This window comes from Rhizobium sp. Leaf453 (assembly GCF_001425605.1).
GTDB lineage: Bacteria > Pseudomonadota > Alphaproteobacteria > Rhizobiales > Rhizobiaceae > Pararhizobium.
Window position 1 is genome coordinate 450,437 of sequence record NZ_LMRG01000023.1, and the last position, 14,362, is coordinate 464,798.

General features: G+C 59.3%; 14 protein-coding genes. 10 read left to right on the forward strand and 4 right to left on the reverse strand.

What is annotated here, in order from left to right:
- Positions 1-21 precede the first annotated feature (21 nt).
- The gene (locus ASG68_RS20240; protein WP_062580383.1) at positions 22-1,050 is read left to right on the forward strand and encodes a zinc-binding dehydrogenase; all 1,029 of its coding nucleotides are present in this window, start codon (positions 22-24) and stop codon (positions 1,048-1,050) included.
- Positions 1,051-1,061: 11 nt separating this feature from the next.
- Positions 1,062-1,994: a lipid A biosynthesis lauroyl acyltransferase gene (locus ASG68_RS20245; protein ID WP_062580385.1), complete on the forward strand. Its 933-nt coding sequence runs from the start codon at positions 1,062-1,064 to the stop codon at positions 1,992-1,994.
- A 354-nt stretch (positions 1,995-2,348) separates the two neighbouring features.
- Here the strand turns inward: ASG68_RS20245 and ASG68_RS32555 are convergent, their stop codons facing one another.
- On the reverse strand, positions 2,349-2,690 hold the full coding sequence (locus ASG68_RS32555; protein WP_244484287.1) for a hypothetical protein: 342 nt from the start codon (positions 2,688-2,690) through the stop codon (positions 2,349-2,351).
- A 15-nt stretch (positions 2,691-2,705) separates the two neighbouring features.
- On the opposite strand from ASG68_RS32555, the gene ASG68_RS32560 reads away from it, so the two are divergent.
- A complete protein-coding gene (locus ASG68_RS32560; RefSeq protein ID WP_244484289.1) occupies positions 2,706-3,101 on the forward strand; it encodes a PAS domain-containing protein in 396 nt (131 codons plus the stop codon).
- A gap of 59 nt (positions 3,102-3,160) precedes the next feature.
- Here the strand turns inward: ASG68_RS32560 and ASG68_RS20255 are convergent, their stop codons facing one another.
- Positions 3,161-3,511: a VOC family protein gene (locus ASG68_RS20255; protein WP_062580392.1), complete on the reverse strand. Its 351-nt coding sequence runs from the start codon at positions 3,509-3,511 to the stop codon at positions 3,161-3,163.
- Positions 3,492-3,920 carry a hypothetical protein gene (locus tag ASG68_RS20260; protein WP_062580901.1) on the reverse strand — a complete coding sequence of 143 codons (429 nt, stop codon included), beginning with the start codon at positions 3,918-3,920 and terminating at the stop codon, positions 3,492-3,494. The genes ASG68_RS20255 and ASG68_RS20260 overlap by 20 nt, the downstream gene beginning before the upstream one ends.
- A 240-nt stretch (positions 3,921-4,160) precedes the next feature.
- On the opposite strand from ASG68_RS20260, the gene gndA reads away from it, so the two are divergent.
- Entirely contained in the window at positions 4,161-5,591 is a 1,431-nt protein-coding gene (gene gndA, locus ASG68_RS20265) for an NADP-dependent phosphogluconate dehydrogenase (protein WP_062580903.1), read from the forward strand.
- A gap of 96 nt (positions 5,592-5,687) precedes the next feature.
- On the opposite strand, the gene ASG68_RS20270 is transcribed toward gndA, so the two are convergent.
- Positions 5,688-6,725, reverse strand: coding sequence for a LacI family transcriptional regulator (locus tag ASG68_RS20270; protein ID WP_062580394.1), 1,038 nt, complete (start codon positions 6,723-6,725; stop codon positions 5,688-5,690).
- Between the two features lie 41 nt (positions 6,726-6,766).
- Between ASG68_RS20270 and ASG68_RS31540 the strand changes: the two genes are divergently transcribed.
- From ASG68_RS31540 to ASG68_RS20295, 6 genes are all read left to right on the forward strand, one after another.
- On the forward strand, positions 6,767-7,138 hold the full coding sequence (locus tag ASG68_RS31540; RefSeq protein WP_156373743.1) for a hypothetical protein: 372 nt from the start codon (positions 6,767-6,769) through the stop codon (positions 7,136-7,138).
- An 83-nt stretch (positions 7,139-7,221) separates the two neighbouring features.
- On the forward strand, positions 7,222-8,457 hold the full coding sequence (locus ASG68_RS20275; RefSeq protein WP_062580396.1) for an ABC transporter substrate-binding protein: 1,236 nt from the start codon (positions 7,222-7,224) through the stop codon (positions 8,455-8,457).
- Positions 8,458-8,685: 228 nt separating this feature from the next.
- Positions 8,686-9,591: a carbohydrate ABC transporter permease gene (locus ASG68_RS20280; protein ID WP_062580398.1), complete on the forward strand. Its 906-nt coding sequence runs from the start codon at positions 8,686-8,688 to the stop codon at positions 9,589-9,591.
- A 25-nt stretch (positions 9,592-9,616) separates the two neighbouring features.
- On the forward strand, positions 9,617-10,498 hold the full coding sequence (locus ASG68_RS20285; protein WP_062580904.1) for a carbohydrate ABC transporter permease: 882 nt from the start codon (positions 9,617-9,619) through the stop codon (positions 10,496-10,498).
- A 6-nt stretch (positions 10,499-10,504) separates the two neighbouring features.
- On the forward strand, positions 10,505-11,593 hold the full coding sequence (locus ASG68_RS20290; RefSeq protein WP_062580400.1) for an ABC transporter ATP-binding protein: 1,089 nt from the start codon (positions 10,505-10,507) through the stop codon (positions 11,591-11,593).
- Between the two features lie 201 nt (positions 11,594-11,794).
- A complete protein-coding gene (locus ASG68_RS20295) occupies positions 11,795-14,257 on the forward strand; it encodes a beta-mannosidase (protein ID WP_244484290.1) in 2,463 nt (820 codons plus the stop codon).
- Positions 14,258-14,362: the final 105 nt, after the last annotated feature.

Sequence of the window (14,362 nt, forward strand, 5' to 3'; positions counted from 1 at the left end):
TCGGGCTCAAGGACTTATGATATGCGCGCTTTGCAACTGGTCGATGACCGTAAGCTGGAAATGACCGATCTGCCCGAACCCGAGGCACCCGGCCCGGGCGAGGTGACGCTGCGCGTCAAAGCGGTTGCGCTCAACCACATCGACGTCTGGGGCTGGCGCGGCATGGCTTTTGCCAAGCGCAAGATGCCGTTGGTGATCGGCGCGGAAGCGTCCGGCGTGGTCGACCAGATCGGCCCCGGCGTTTCCAATGTTCTGCCGGGCCAGCTTGTTTCCATCTACGGCGCCCGCACCTGCGGCCTCTGCCGACCCTGCCGCGAAGGTCGCGACAACCTGTGCGAACATGTCGGCGGCGTTCATGGCTTCCATCTCGATGGTTTTGCCCAGGAAAAGGTTAATCTTCCGGCCCGTCTGCTGGTTCCGGCCCCTCCGGGCGTCGATGCCATCGGCGCAGCCGTGGCGCCCGTGACTTTCGGCACCGTCGAGCACATGCTGTTCGATAATGCCAAGCTTGAGCCGGGCGAAACCATCCTCATCCATGCTGGCGGCTCAGGCATCGGCTCGGCGGCCATCCAGCTTGCCAAGAAGATTGGTTGCACGGTCATCACCACCGTCGGCTCCGATGACAAGATCGAGAAGGCCAAGGCGCTCGGCGCCGACCACGTCATCAACTACCGCAAGGACCGCTTCGAGGGCGTAACCCGCAAGCTGACCAAGAAGAAGGGCGTCGATGTCGTCTTCGAGCATGTCGGCAAGGATACCTGGGCGGCTTCGATGTTTGTCCTCAAGCGCGGCGGCCGCCTGGTCACCTGCGGCTCGACCTCGGGCGTTTCGACGGAAATGAACTTGATGATGTTGTTCCAGCAGCAATTGAAGCTGCTTGGCTCATTCGGTTGCCGGATGGAAAACATGGCGGATGCCATGCAGAAGATGGCGAGGGGCCTCGTTTATCCCGTTATCGATACCGAAGTCGGCTTCGACGAGATCGACAAGGCGCTGGAGCGGATGGAAACCCGCCAGGTCTTCGGCAAGATCATCCTGCGGATGGACTGAAGACAGTGCGCATGCTGATCACACGACTGGTTCTGGCGGCGGAGCATTTCCGCCAGTGGTCGATTGCGCAATTCGTTTTCCTGCTGCTCGGTACGCTGAAGCTGTTTCCGGCCAATGCAGCCATCGAGTTTTCCGATCGCTTCACCCGCTGGCTCGGTCCGAAACTGAAGCGCCGCCACAAGCTGACGCTGACCAATCTTCGCAATGCCTTTCCCGAAAAGAGCGAGGCCGAGATTTTGGCGATCGCGCTCGACAGCTGGGGCAGCATTGGGCGATTGGCGGCGGAATACGTTTTCCTAGACGACATTTTCGATTTCGATCCGACCGATCCGAAGCCAGGCCGCATCGAGGTTTCCGGCATTCCGCTGTTCCTCGAACTGCGCGACAAGCCGCGTCCCTTCATCGTTTTTACGGCCCATACAGGCAATTTCGAGCTGCTGCCGGTCGCGAGCAACGCATTTGGCCTCGATGTCACCGTGCTGTTCCGCCCGCCGAACAATCCGTATGTCGCCGACAAGGTCTTCAATTTCCGCAAGCAGCGCATGGGCAATCTCGTGCCGTCGCATGCCGGCTCGTCCTTCACCCTTGCCCGCAAGCTGGAAGCGGGCGGCGGCGTCGGCGTCCTGGTGGACCAGAAGTTCCGCAAGGGGCTGACGACGAAGTTCTTCAATCGGGACGTTCGCACCAATCCGCTTTTGGCCAAGCTGGTTCGCCAGTTCAATTGCGAGGTCTATCCGGCGCGCTCGATCCGTTTGCCCGACGGCCGTTTTCGCCTGGAACTGGAGCCGGCAATCAAAATTCCGCGTCGCGCGGATGGCAGCGTTGACGTCAATGCGACGGCACAATTGTTGAATGACAAAGTGGAAAGCTGGGTGCGGGAATATCCGGGCCAGTGGCTCTGGTACCATGACCGTTGGGCCATCAAGAAAACCCTGAAGGATTAGGCCTTCCTCATCTGCTTGCGTCGCGACTTTAAAGCTGCACTTTTTCGGGGAATCAGCTAAAACTATTCATGCATAAATAGTTCTTTTAGTTTCTTTGCTGCCTCTGTTTTTCGATGCCTAAAACGTCTTTGTCCGATGGCATAACCATGTTTCAGAAGTGATACATTTTCTCACTTTGGACATCAATTATTTTAACGGAAACGTTTCAGGTCGCGTCGAGGCGGTTGAACGGTATTTTATAGAGTGTAAACTCGACCTTACGTCATGGGGATTGCAAGCGCTTCGGGGACAGAAGCAAGCGCTATTCAATCGATTTAAGTCCGGCAGTGCCGGAAGTGCAGCTGCTCGTTCTGCTCAGGAGCAATATTGGCTGCGGGGAGTGGGATTAGGCAATTGAAGGCACTGATAGACCTTTTCTGGTTCAAATATTCGCAGTTGCAATACGCCGTCAAATCCGGCGACGAGCTGTTGATTTCCATTCTCGATCGCGAGATTGAACCGGTTCTGACTGCGATTTATCAGGAGGAGGCGTCCTGTGTCGCGGATGCCCGTCTGCAATTCCAGTTCGTTCTCGATCTGCTTCAACGGGAAGCAGATGACATAGCCAGCGTGTTGCGCCAGCAAGGCGTTCTTCAATCCTTGGCCGACCGATACTTTGCCGCCGGGAACGGCAACATTCTGAATGGGAAATGGCAACAGTCCGCAGTTCCTATGACAATGCACCGGGGGCGGGTCGACGAAGGCTTCCTCAACGAAGCCATCCTCGATTGCATGCCGGATCGCATCGCCGTCATCACGCCGGATTACCGCTATCTTTACACCAACCCTGTCAACGCAGCGCGTCTCGAAGAGCGGCCGATGGATCTCGTCGGCCGGCATATCGTCGAGTTTGTCGGCATTCAGCGGTTCGAGCAGCGGGTCAAGCCCAATCTCGACAAATGCTTTGCCGGCGAGACGGTGGATTATACCTTCGCCAAGGATGTCGATAATCGCACCGTCGTCGTGCGTTGCCGCATGACGCCGTGCATGTCGAGCACCGGCAAGGTTATTGGAGCTATCCTGATCCTGCAGGAAATCGCCGATCGCCGCCGCTCGATCGCGGCCTGATATCCAAGCCCTTCATTCGAAAGGCGAGGGCAGTTCGCCCTCGCGCATCCTTGCCTGCTTTACTTATCCGACCAGACAGCCAGTTCGTATCCATCGGGATCGAGAAACTGGAATCGCTTGCCTCCGGGGAATGCGAATGTTTCAGCGACGATGCGCGCGCCAGCCGCTTCCAGCCGCGACTGGATGGTAACAAGATCGTCGGCATACAAAATGACCAGCGGTCCGCCTGGCTTCGGTGTCCCGGTCGTCAGCCCGCCGGTCAGCCTTCCGTCGGTGAATTCGCAATAGTCCGGACCATAATCGGTGAACGACCAGCCGAACGCCGCGTCGTAAAAAGCGCGTGAACGCGCGATATCGCTGACTGCGAATTCGATATTGTCGATCTGCCGATCAACGCCTTTCTGTCCCATCTGTCGTCTCCTGTTCTTCCATGATCTTTTTCAAGGATTCGAGATCCTTCTTCACCCAGTCGGCATCCGCAGCGAAGTGCTCCTCGCTCATATCCGGCAATTTTAACAGTGTGAACATGACTTCCGCGCCATCCCCGTTCGGCACGACGCGCAATGCATTATGGACCTTGAGCCCTGATTCCATCGTCACAAGGTGATCAAGCACACCGAAATCGTTCGGCGGTGAGAAGGTGACGCGGGCACTGCCGAGCGGGCCGCTGGTGATCCAGTCGGTGCCATCCGGTTCCAGCCCCGAACTCAGTCCTGATGCCCACAGCGGCATGTTTTCGGGCTTGGCCGCGAAGGTGTAGACCTCGCGCCAGTCTCTCCCGATCGTGATATGCACGATCCTGGCTTTCATCGTGGGCATGGCCGTATTCTCCATCCTTGCTTTCGCTTGGAGCCTATCCGGCCCATCCGGAAAAGTCTCACTTTTGACAACAATCACTTGTCGTTAATCGATTTGAATGCCAAAACTCCGTCAGAATTTGCAGGGCGCGTTCAGGCAAGGATCGCCGGAAGAAATCGTCCTGTGCATCTCAATCTGGTGGAGTTGTTGCGCATGTCCAGCCGGACACTGGCCGCTTCACTGTCTAACGGAGGCACATACGTGGCACAGGCGGAAATCGGCCTTATCGGTCTTGGCGTTATGGGATCGAATCTGGCGCTCAATATTGCCGAAAAGGGCAACAAGATCGCGGTTTTCAATCGCACCGTGGAAGCGACCCGGAAGTTCTACGCCGATGCCGGCGAACTCCAGGGCCAGATCATTCCGTGCGAAACCATCGAGGAATTCGTCGCGGCCATCCGCCCGCCGCGCCCGATCATCGTCATGATCAAGGCCGGCGAGCCGGTCGATCAGCAGATGGAACTGCTGAAGCCCTATCTCGAAAAGAACGACATCATGATCGATGCCGGCAATGCCAACTTCCGCGACACGATGCGCCGCTTCGACAATCTCAAGGACAGCGGCCTGACCTTCATCGGCATGGGCGTGTCCGGCGGTGAGGAAGGTGCCCGCCACGGTCCGTCGATCATGGTCGGCGGCAAGGAAGAATCCTGGAAGCGCGTCGAGAAGGTCCTGACCTCGATTGCTGCCAAGTACAATGACGATCCGTGTGTTGCCTGGCTCGGCGAAAACGGCGCCGGTCACTTCGTCAAGACGATCCACAACGGCATCGAATATGCCGACATGCAGATGATCGCCGAAATCTACGGCATCCTGCGCGACGGCCTGAAGATGAGCGCGACCGAAATCGGCGAAGTCTTCGGTGAGTGGAACAAGGGCCGCCTCAACTCCTACCTGATCGAGATCACCGAGAAGGTTCTGAAGGCCGCTGACCCGATTACCGGCAAGCCGATCGTCGATCTCATCCTCGACAAGGCCGGCCAGAAGGGCACCGGCAAATGGTCCGTCATCGAAGCGCAGAACATGGGCATTCCGGCGACCGCCATCGAGGCCGCCGTCGCTGCACGCAGCATTTCGTCGGTGAAGGACGAGCGCGAAGCCGCCGAAAAGGTATTGGGCCTGCCCGAGGTTGGCGAGTTCAAGGTGGCCGACAAGGCTGCCTTCTTGAAGGATCTGGAAAGCGCGCTGCTGGCCGCCAAGATCGGCGCCTACGCGCAGGGCTTCGCCGTCATGGCGCAGGCCTCGCGTGAGTTCAACTGGAACCTCCCGATGCCGACCATCGCCCGGATCTGGCGCGCCGGTTGCATCATCCGCTCGGTCTTCCTCGATGAAATCACCACGGCCTTCACCAAGGACCCGAACGTTGCCAATCTGATCGTGACCCCGGCCTTCTCGGCGATGGTCAAGGAAACCGATGGCGCCCTGCGCCGCGTCGTTTCCGCTGCCGTTCTCGGTGGCCTTCCGGCGCCGGCTCTTGCCTCGGCGCTCGGCTATTTCGACAGCTATCGCCGCGCCCGCGGCACCGCCAATGTCATCCAGGCTCAGCGCGACTTCTTCGGCGCCCATGGCTTTGATCGCGTCGATGGTGCCGATTCGCATCACGGCCCGTGGGGCAGTGGCCTGAACGCCTGATTCCTGTCACCGGGTTTGAGGCCGGATCGCTGAAATTGAAACGGCCGCTGATCTCTCAGCGGCCGTTCTGCTTTCTACCCGTCCGTGCGCAATCCTTCAGACGTCGTCGGCGGGGTAACTCAAAGTCTGCAATTCGGTTGCCGGCTGCCCGTCAATGCGGGCAATAACGGCCTTTGCCAGTTCGCGTCCCGCCAGCCTGAAATTTTCCCGCACCGAAATCACTTCCGGCCTCAGCCAGCGAATGATGTCGTTGGACTGCTTCGAGACCATGTCGACATCGCGTCCAAGCTGCAGGCCAGCGGCCTCGATCCCGGCAACCAGCGCCACGGCGCCACCACCGCTTCCGGAGATCACTCCATCAGGCGCGCCCGGTGCACGCATCGCCGTCTCACAGGCAACCCGAATTTCATCGAGGCTGTTGTCGAGGTCCACGGTGTTGAACGGCACAGGGATCGCCCCGAAATCGCGCAAGCCGCGCTCGAACCCGGTTCGCATGTGCATGTGATAAGTCAAACCCGCCGGCGGATGGAGCAGCATGATCCGCCGTCTCCCGCGTTCCACCAGCATGCGCACGGCGTCGTATGCGAACCGCTCATTGTCGAAGTCGTGAAAGGGATGGGCGAGACCCATGTCGGTGCGGCCGTGGGTGCCGAAGGGAAAGTTGCGCTCCATCATCAATGCGACGCGGGGATCCTTCGGCTCCGTTCGTGAGATGATCACGCCGTCGGCCGCTCCCGTCTCCAGGACATAGCGCACCGGGTCGAGAGGGTCGCTTTTCATGCTGTAGGGCGTGATGACCAAGTGGTACTGGGTCGCAGCGAGGATTTCCGAGATTCCCACCACCATTGGGCTCGTCAGGCCGATGAACTCTTCCTCGAGGCTGAGAATGAGGCTGATGACATTCGTCTTGCCCGTGCGCAGCCGAACGCCGGCGCGGTTCGGGTGGTAACCGACCTGGGCCGCGACAAGCCGTACGCGCTCCTTGGTTTCCGCGCCGATATCGGGTGCGTTCTTCAGGGCTCTGGAAACGGTCGTAATCCCGAGGCCGGTCATGAAGGCAATCGTCTTCAAGGTCGGGCGTTCGTTTGCTGAGGTCGGCGCTGCCGCCTGCCTGCCTTTGGTCTTCTCGTCCATTCCCCCGCCCATTGCTTCCCGTGTTCAGGCGGCCTCGTCACATGAACGGCGTTTGCCTGCAGCCAGACCCTTCACGGTCTTTCAACGCCTTATATACGAAATGTGACAGAGGGGCACCCTTTGCCCGTCTTCTCCCTTTGCAGAAAATCTGTAACGATACAGGTGGCTTGTCGAGAGCTTTTTTATCGCAGTCGAAGATGCTTCCCGGCGGGGTTGAATCATGCGTTGCGAGAGGTAAGGAGTGCATCTGCGAAATTTCGGCGATGTGCAAAAATGTCGTAATGCATCATTTTTCGGCGAAATATCTGCATTATAAGCAACTTCTTGAGGTGATTGCGCCGCAACAAGGCATTCTGTCTGGAGGAAGAAAAATTGGCAAAACACAGCTTTTAGGTGTATTAAATATTTTTTGACGAATTATGCGTTGTGGCTGTTGCGTCTGTAAATCGATTGAACTAAGTTTTTCCGGTAACGTTACAGTGAGGGAGGAAAACTCATGAAATTGCGTTTGTTGGCTGCTGCTCTGGCGGCAACTGTGGTGCTTCCGCTCGGCGTGGCTAACGCGACCGATCTCGAAGTCACCCATTGGTGGACGTCGGGTGGTGAAGCTGCGGCCGTGGCCGAGCTTGCCAAGGCATTCGATGCGACCGGGAACAAGTGGGTCGATGGTGCTATTGCCGGTTCCGGTGGTACGGCCCGTCCGATCATGATCAGCCGTATCACCGGCGGCGACCCGATGGGCGCCACCCAGTTCAACCACGGCCGTCAGGCCGAGGAACTGGTGCAGTCCGGTCTGATGCGCGACCTGACCGATGTCGCGACCAAGGAAAACTGGAAGGACATCATCAAGCCGTCGAGCCTGCTCGACAGCTGCACGATCGACGGCAAGATCTATTGCGCACCGGTCAATATCCACTCCTGGCAGTGGCTGTGGCTTTCGAACGCTGCTTTCGAAAAAGCAGGCGTCGCGGTTCCGAAGAACTGGGATGAATTCGTTGCCGCTGCGCCGGCGCTCGAAAAGGCGGGGATCGTTCCGCTTGCCGTTGGCGGTCAGCCCTGGCAGTCGGCCGGTGCATTCGACGTGCTGATGGTTGCCATCGCCGGCAAGGACACCTTCAACAAGGTCTTTGGTGACAAGGACGAGGAAGTTGCGGCCGGTCCAGAGATCGCCAAGGTCTTCAAGGCTGCGGACGATGCCCGCAAGATGTCGAAGGGCAGCAACGTTCAGGACTGGAACCAGGCCACCAACCTGGTCATCACCGGCAAGGCCGGCGGTCAGATCATGGGTGACTGGGCGCAGGGTGAATTCGCGCTCGCCAATCAGGTCGCTGGCAAGGATTACACCTGCCTTCCCGGCCTCGGCGTCAACGAAATCATCTCGACCGGCGGTGACGCCTTCTACTTCCCGCTGCTGAAGGACGAGGAAAAGTCCAAGGCTCAGGAAGTTCTGGCTTCTACGCTGCTCGCACCGGCCACCCAGGTTGCTTTCAACTTGAAGAAGGGCTCGCTGCCGGTCCGCGGTGACGTTGACCTCGCTGCCGCCAACGACTGCATGAAGAAGGGTCTCGAAATCCTTGCCAAGGGCAATGTGATCCAGGGTACCGACCAGCTGCTTTCGGCCGATAGCCAGAAGCAGAAGGAAGACCTGTTCTCGGAATTCTTCGCCAATCCGTCGATCACGCCGGAAGACGCGCAGAAACGCTTCGCCGAGATCATCGCATCCGCCGATTGATCACAGGCTTTGCTGTCACAAGCCGGCTTCGCGAAAGCGGAGCCGGTCTTTCCTCTCGGGTTCACCTCATGGGTGGCGAGCAGGGCGTGACGGTATCTCGTTTTCCGTAAAAGTCGCCAGAAGATGACTGTCGGAGAAGGGTAATCTGAGGCTGCGCCTGCGCGCGCCGGCTCTTGCCTGCAAGAAGCGCTCTTTACGAAGCGCTTGTGATATCGGAGGGAAATCAGAATGGCGGGACACGCAAAAACCGGCCGACCAAACCAACTTTTCCGCAATCTGAATGCGAAGATTGCGTCCATCCCGATGATCCTGACGGCCGTGGTCATCTTCTTTGGCGGGACACTGTGGACGGTCGTCTATTCCTTCACCAATTCCAAGCTGCTGCCGCGGCTCAACTTCGTCGGTTTCGACCAGTATGAGCGCCTCTGGGATGCGCCGCGCTGGGTCATCTCGATCCAGAACCTGGCGATCTACGGCTTCTTCTCGCTGATCTTCAGCCTCGTCATCGGCTTCCTGCTGGCCGCCCTGATGGACCAGAAGATCCGCTTCGAGAACACGTTCCGGACGATCTTCCTCTATCCCTTCGCGCTGTCCTTCATCGTCACCGGCCTTGTCTGGCAATGGATCCTGAACCCGGAATTCGGCGTTCAATCCGTCGTGCGCTCGCTCGGCTGGACGAGCTTCACCTTCGATCCGCTCTATACGCCGAGCATTGTCATCTACGGCATCCTGATCGCCGCGCTTTGGCAGGGTACAGGGCTTGTGATGTGCCTGATGCTGGCCGGCCTGCGCGGCATCGACGAGGATATCTGGAAAGCCGCCCGCGTCGACGGCATCCCGACCTGGAAGACCTATCTTCTGATCATCATCCCGATGATGCGTCCGGTGTTCATCACCACGCTCGTCATCATCGCCTCCGGCATCGTCAAGGTCTACGACCTCGTCGTCGCCCAGACATCGGGTGGTCCGGGCATCGCGTCGGAAGTTCCGGCGAAATATGTCTACGACTACATGTTCCAGGCGCAGAACCTGGGGCAGGGTTTTGCCGCCTCGACCATGATGCTGATCACGGTCGCCATCATCATCGTGCCTTGGGCCTATCTGGAATTCGGGGGAGGGCGCAAGCGTGTCTGATATCGCCATCAACAATGCAGGCGCCATGGCTGGTCCCCGGGGCAAGAAACCCCGTCCCATGCTCTCAGCCCGCAACATCATGATCTACGGCACGCTGTTTGTCGCTGCCGCCTATTACCTGCTGCCGCTTTACGTGATGGTCGTCACCTCGCTGAAGGGCATGCCGGAAATCCGTCTCGGCAACATCTTCGCGCCGCCGGTCGAAATCACCTTCGAACCCTGGGTGAAGGCCTGGGCGACGGCGTGTACCGGCCTCAACTGCGACGGCCTTTCGCGCGGTTTCTGGAACTCGGTGCGCATCACCGTTCCCTCGGTGATCGTGTCCATCGCGATTGCCTCGGTCAATGGCTATGCGCTCGCCAACTGGCGGTTCAAGGGATCGGAACTGTTCTTCTCGATCCTCGTGATCGGCGCCTTCATTCCCTATCAGGTGATGATCTATCCGATCGTCATCGTGCTGCGGGAAATGGGGATCTACGGCACGCTCACGGGCCTGATCCTGGTGCACAGCATCTTCGGCATGCCGATCCTGACACTGCTCTTCCGCAACTATTTCGCCTCGCTGCCGGAAGAACTGTTCAAGGCGGCGCGCATCGACGGGGCAGGGTTCTGGGCGATCTATTTCCGGATCATGCTTCCCATGTCGCTGCCGATCTTCGTCGTGGCGATGATCCTGCAGGTCACCGGCATCTGGAACGACTTCCTCTTCGGCGTCGTCTTCACCCGGCCGGAATATTACCCGATGACCGTGCAGCTCAACAACATCGTCAACTCGGTGCAGGGTGTGAAGGAATACAACGTCAACATGGCGGCAACGATCCTCACCGGCGCTGTCCCGCTTATCGTCTACTTCGTCTCCGGACGTCTGTTCGTCCGCGGCATCGCCGCCGGTGCTGTGAAAGGCTGATCCCACATGAATTCAAGTGTTTCCATCAAGGACCTGTCTTTGAACTTCGGCGCCGTCAGCGTGCTCGAACATCTCGACCTGGAAATCAGCGACGGTGAGTTCCTCGTGCTGCTCGGTTCCTCCGGCTGCGGCAAGTCGACCTTGCTCAACTGCATTGCCGGCCTGCTCGATATCTCCGACGGCCAGATCTTCATCAAGGGCAAGAATGTCACCTGGGAAGAGCCCAAGGACCGCGGCATCGGCATGGTGTTCCAGTCCTACGCGCTCTATCCGCAGATGACGGTCGAGAAGAACCTCTCCTTCGGCCTGCAAGTCGCCAAGGTGCCTCAGGCGGAGATCGACAAGCGGGTCGCGCGTGCTTCGGAAATCCTGCAGATCCAGCCGCTCCTGAAGCGCAAGCCGTCCGAACTGTCGGGCGGCCAGCGTCAGCGCGTGGCGATCGGCCGTGCGCTGGTGCGCGATGTCGATGTCTTCCTGTTCGATGAGCCCTTGTCGAACCTGGATGCCAAGCTGCGCTCGGAATTGCGCGTCGAAATCAAGCGCCTGCACCAGTCGCTGAAGAACACCATGATCTACGTCACCCACGACCAGATCGAGGCCCTGACGCTGGCGGACCGCATTGCGGTGATGAAGAGCGGCGTCATCCAGCAGCTTGCCGATCCCATGACCATCTATAACTTCCCGGAAAACCTGTTCGTCGCCGGCTTCATCGGTTCGCCGTCGATGAATTTCTTCCGCGGCGAGATCAAGGACAAGGGCGGCCGCAAGGTCATTGAGGTCAACGGCGTCGACTTCGGTCTCGAAGCCTATCCAGCGCGCGGACCGCTGGAGGCTGGCCGCAAGGTCGTGCTCGGCGTTCGTCCCGAACATGTGAAGGTCGATGAGACTGTGCCCGGCCGCGAGGTCCACGATGCTGTCGTCGATATCGAAGAACCGATGGGTGCCGACAACCTGCTGTGGCTGAAACATGCCGGCCAGACCATGTCGGTCCGCATCGCCGGCTCTCGCCGCTATGCCCCGGGAACGGCTTTGAAGATCGGCTTCGACATGTCCATGGCATCCGTCTTCGATGCCGTGACGGAGAACCGGATATAACCAATATCTGTGTGGGGTTTACCCCCTCTGTCCTTCCGGGACATCTCCCCCTCAAGGGGGGAGATAATCACGACCACCGGTGCATCTCTCGTAGGGGTGGCACAAAACTTTCGGCTGATCTCCCCCTTGAGGGGGAGATGTCCCGGAGGGACAGAGGGGGGTGAAAGCTCCGCTTACCAACGCATATTGGGTACAAGCATGATGAACAGCATCCAAAACACGGTCATCGACCTTTCCGGCGAGTGGCAACTGGCCTCGTCCGATAATAGCCATGCGCTGACCATCAACGTGCCCGGCGACGTCCATAGCGGCCTGCAGGCGGCTGGCATCATCGCCGATCCCTATGCTGGTCGCAATGAGGATGATGTCCAGTGGGTGGCGCACAAGGACTGGGTGCTGGAACGGACGTTTCAGCTCGATGCGGCGGATGTGCAGGGTCACTGGTATCTCGATGTCGAAAGCCTCGACACGGTTGCAGAGGTCTACCTGAACGACGAGGCCGTGCTCCATGCGGAGAACGCCTTCCGTCGTTACCGTCCGGATGTCGGCTCGGTGTTGAAGGCGGGGCAGAACCGCTTGCGGATCGTCATCCGGTCTTCAATCGCCGCCGGTGAAAAGGCGCAGGCGGCGCAGCCCTTCTACATTCCTTATTCAACCGGCAATTCACCGATCGCCAACGGCAACATGCTGCGCAAGCCGCAATGCCATTTCGGCTGGGACTGGAATATCGCACTCGCCCCGCTCGGCATCTACGGCACGATCGCGCTGAAGAAGCTCGCCGTCGCCCGGATCGAACATGTGACGACCCGCCAGGTGCCGCAGGCGAACGGTGCTGTTGATCTGCAGGTCACGGTAACTTTGTTCGCCAAAGAGCCCGGCATCACCGGCCTCGATTTCTCGCTCGATGGCCAGCGCGAACATCTGGATTGCGCCGTCAATGCCGGCGAAACCCGCATCACGCATGTCTTTACCGTCGACAAGCCGTCCCTCTGGTGGCCCGCCGGCAGCGGCGAACAGGCGCTTTCCGAACTGATCGTCTCGCTGGCGGGCGACAGCGTCACGCGGCAGATCGGCTTCCGCACGATCGAACTTCTGACCGACCCGGACGAGGCGGGCAGTCGCTTTGCCTTCCGCGTCAATGGCCGCGAAATCTTCTGCCGCGGTGCCAACTGGATTCCCGCCGATGCGCTCGCCTCGCGCGTCACGCCGGAGGGTGTCGAGGACCTCCTGCAGTCGGCTGTCGATGCCAATATGAACATGATCCGCATCTGGGGCGGCGGCTTCTATGAGCCGGACTGGTTTTACGACCTGTGCGACCGTCTCGGCCTGATGGTCTGGCAGGACTTCATGTTCGCCTGTAACCTCTATCCTTCGACGCCGGATTTTCTTGAGAATGTCGCAGCCGAAGTCGATTACCAGGTCAAGCGCCTGTCATCGCATCCGTCGATTGCGCTCTGGTGCGGTGACAACGAACTCGTCGGCGCGCTGACCTGGTTCGAGGAAAGCCGCAAGGATCGCGACCGCTACCTCGTCTCCTACGATCGCCTGAACCGCGTCATCGAGACTGGAATTAAAGCGGCTGCGCCCGAGGCGATCTGGTGGCCGTCGAGCCCGTCGGTCGGTCCGTTGAACTTCGGCGATGCCTGGCATGCGGACGGTTCGGGCGACATGCACTACTGGTCCGTCTGGCACGAGAACAAGTCGTTCGACAATTACCGCACCGTGCGCCCGCGCTTCTGCTCGGAGTTCGGCTTCCAGTCCTACACCTCGATGCCGGTCGTGCGTCAGTTCGCCGAGCAAAAGGACCTGAACGTCGCGTCGCCGGTGATGGAGGCGCATCAGAAGAATGCCGGCGGCAACGAGCGCATCGCCGCCACGATGTTTCGATATTTCCGTTTCCCGAAGGATTTTTCGAACTTCGTTTATCTTAGTCAGATCCAGCAGGGATTGGCGATCCGCACGGCCGTCGATTACTGGCGGTCGCTCAAGCCTCACTGCATGGGAACCCTGTATTGGCAGCTGAACGACACCTGGCCGGTAGCCTCCTGGGCGAGCCTTGATTATGGCGGCAACTGGAAGGCCATGCATTACATGGCGCGCCGGTTCTTCCAGCCTGTGGCAGTCGCCGCCGTTCCGTCAAACGACGGCAAGACGATCTCCTTCTCGATGGTCAACGATACGGCCGAGCCGGTCACCGTCGAATTGCAGACCTTCCTCGTTTCGCTGGATGGCAAGAAGACGCCGCTCACTGCGGCCGCCGGAACCTGCAGCCCGGATCGTGCCGCGACGCTGGTGACGATTGCCGCTTCAGACATCCCGAAGGACAGGCTGCTGTTCTGGTCCTTCGAGGCGTCGAACGGCATGCGCGGCGAGGGGCATCATGTCGAGGGCACCTACAAGGCGCTTGATCTGCAGCCGTCTGGTCTTGCCATTACGACGGTTGCCGATGCCGATGGAGGTTACGATGTGACGGTCGCCGCGTCCGGCCTGGCTCTCCATGTGATGATCGAGGCCGATATCGAGGGACGCTATTCCGACAACGCCTTCGATCTGACGGCGGGCGAAAGCCGCACGGTCCGGTTCACGCCGAAACAGGCGCTGGCAGCAGGGCAGGCTCCGGTGTTCACCGGTTACGACCTGCACTCCTGTCAGGGCAACGGGTAGGAGATGTCGATCATGCGCTGCGTTTCCAACGCTCCAGAAAATTCCCGCCCAAACCATATCCCGGTGCCCGACCACGGCATCTGGCTCAAATAAAACTCCCAAGGA

Excerpts from the sequence above, each read along its gene's own strand:
- ASG68_RS20280 (WP_062580398.1), top strand. The coding sequence starts at position 8,686 with ATGGCGGGACACGCAAAAACCGGCCGACCAAACCAACTTTTCCGCAAT.
- ASG68_RS20255 (WP_062580392.1), bottom strand. The coding sequence starts at position 3,511 with ATGGGACAGAAAGGCGTTGATCGGCAGATCGACAATATCGAATTCGCA.
- ASG68_RS20270 (WP_062580394.1), bottom strand. The coding sequence starts at position 6,725 with ATGGACGAGAAGACCAAAGGCAGGCAGGCGGCAGCGCCGACCTCAGCA.
- ASG68_RS20290 (WP_062580400.1), top strand. The coding sequence starts at position 10,505 with ATGAATTCAAGTGTTTCCATCAAGGACCTGTCTTTGAACTTCGGCGCC.
- ASG68_RS20245 (WP_062580385.1), top strand. The coding sequence starts at position 1,062 with ATGCTGATCACACGACTGGTTCTGGCGGCGGAGCATTTCCGCCAGTGG.
- ASG68_RS20275 (WP_062580396.1), top strand. The coding sequence starts at position 7,222 with ATGAAATTGCGTTTGTTGGCTGCTGCTCTGGCGGCAACTGTGGTGCTT.
- ASG68_RS20285 (WP_062580904.1), top strand. The coding sequence starts at position 9,617 with ATGGCTGGTCCCCGGGGCAAGAAACCCCGTCCCATGCTCTCAGCCCGC.
- ASG68_RS20240 (WP_062580383.1), top strand. The coding sequence starts at position 22 with ATGCGCGCTTTGCAACTGGTCGATGACCGTAAGCTGGAAATGACCGAT.
- ASG68_RS32560 (WP_244484289.1), top strand. The coding sequence starts at position 2,706 with ATGACAATGCACCGGGGGCGGGTCGACGAAGGCTTCCTCAACGAAGCC.
- ASG68_RS31540 (WP_156373743.1), top strand. The coding sequence starts at position 6,767 with ATGAACGGCGTTTGCCTGCAGCCAGACCCTTCACGGTCTTTCAACGCC.
- ASG68_RS20260 (WP_062580901.1), bottom strand. The coding sequence starts at position 3,920 with ATGCCCACGATGAAAGCCAGGATCGTGCATATCACGATCGGGAGAGAC.
- ASG68_RS20295 (WP_244484290.1), top strand. The coding sequence starts at position 11,795 with ATGAACAGCATCCAAAACACGGTCATCGACCTTTCCGGCGAGTGGCAA.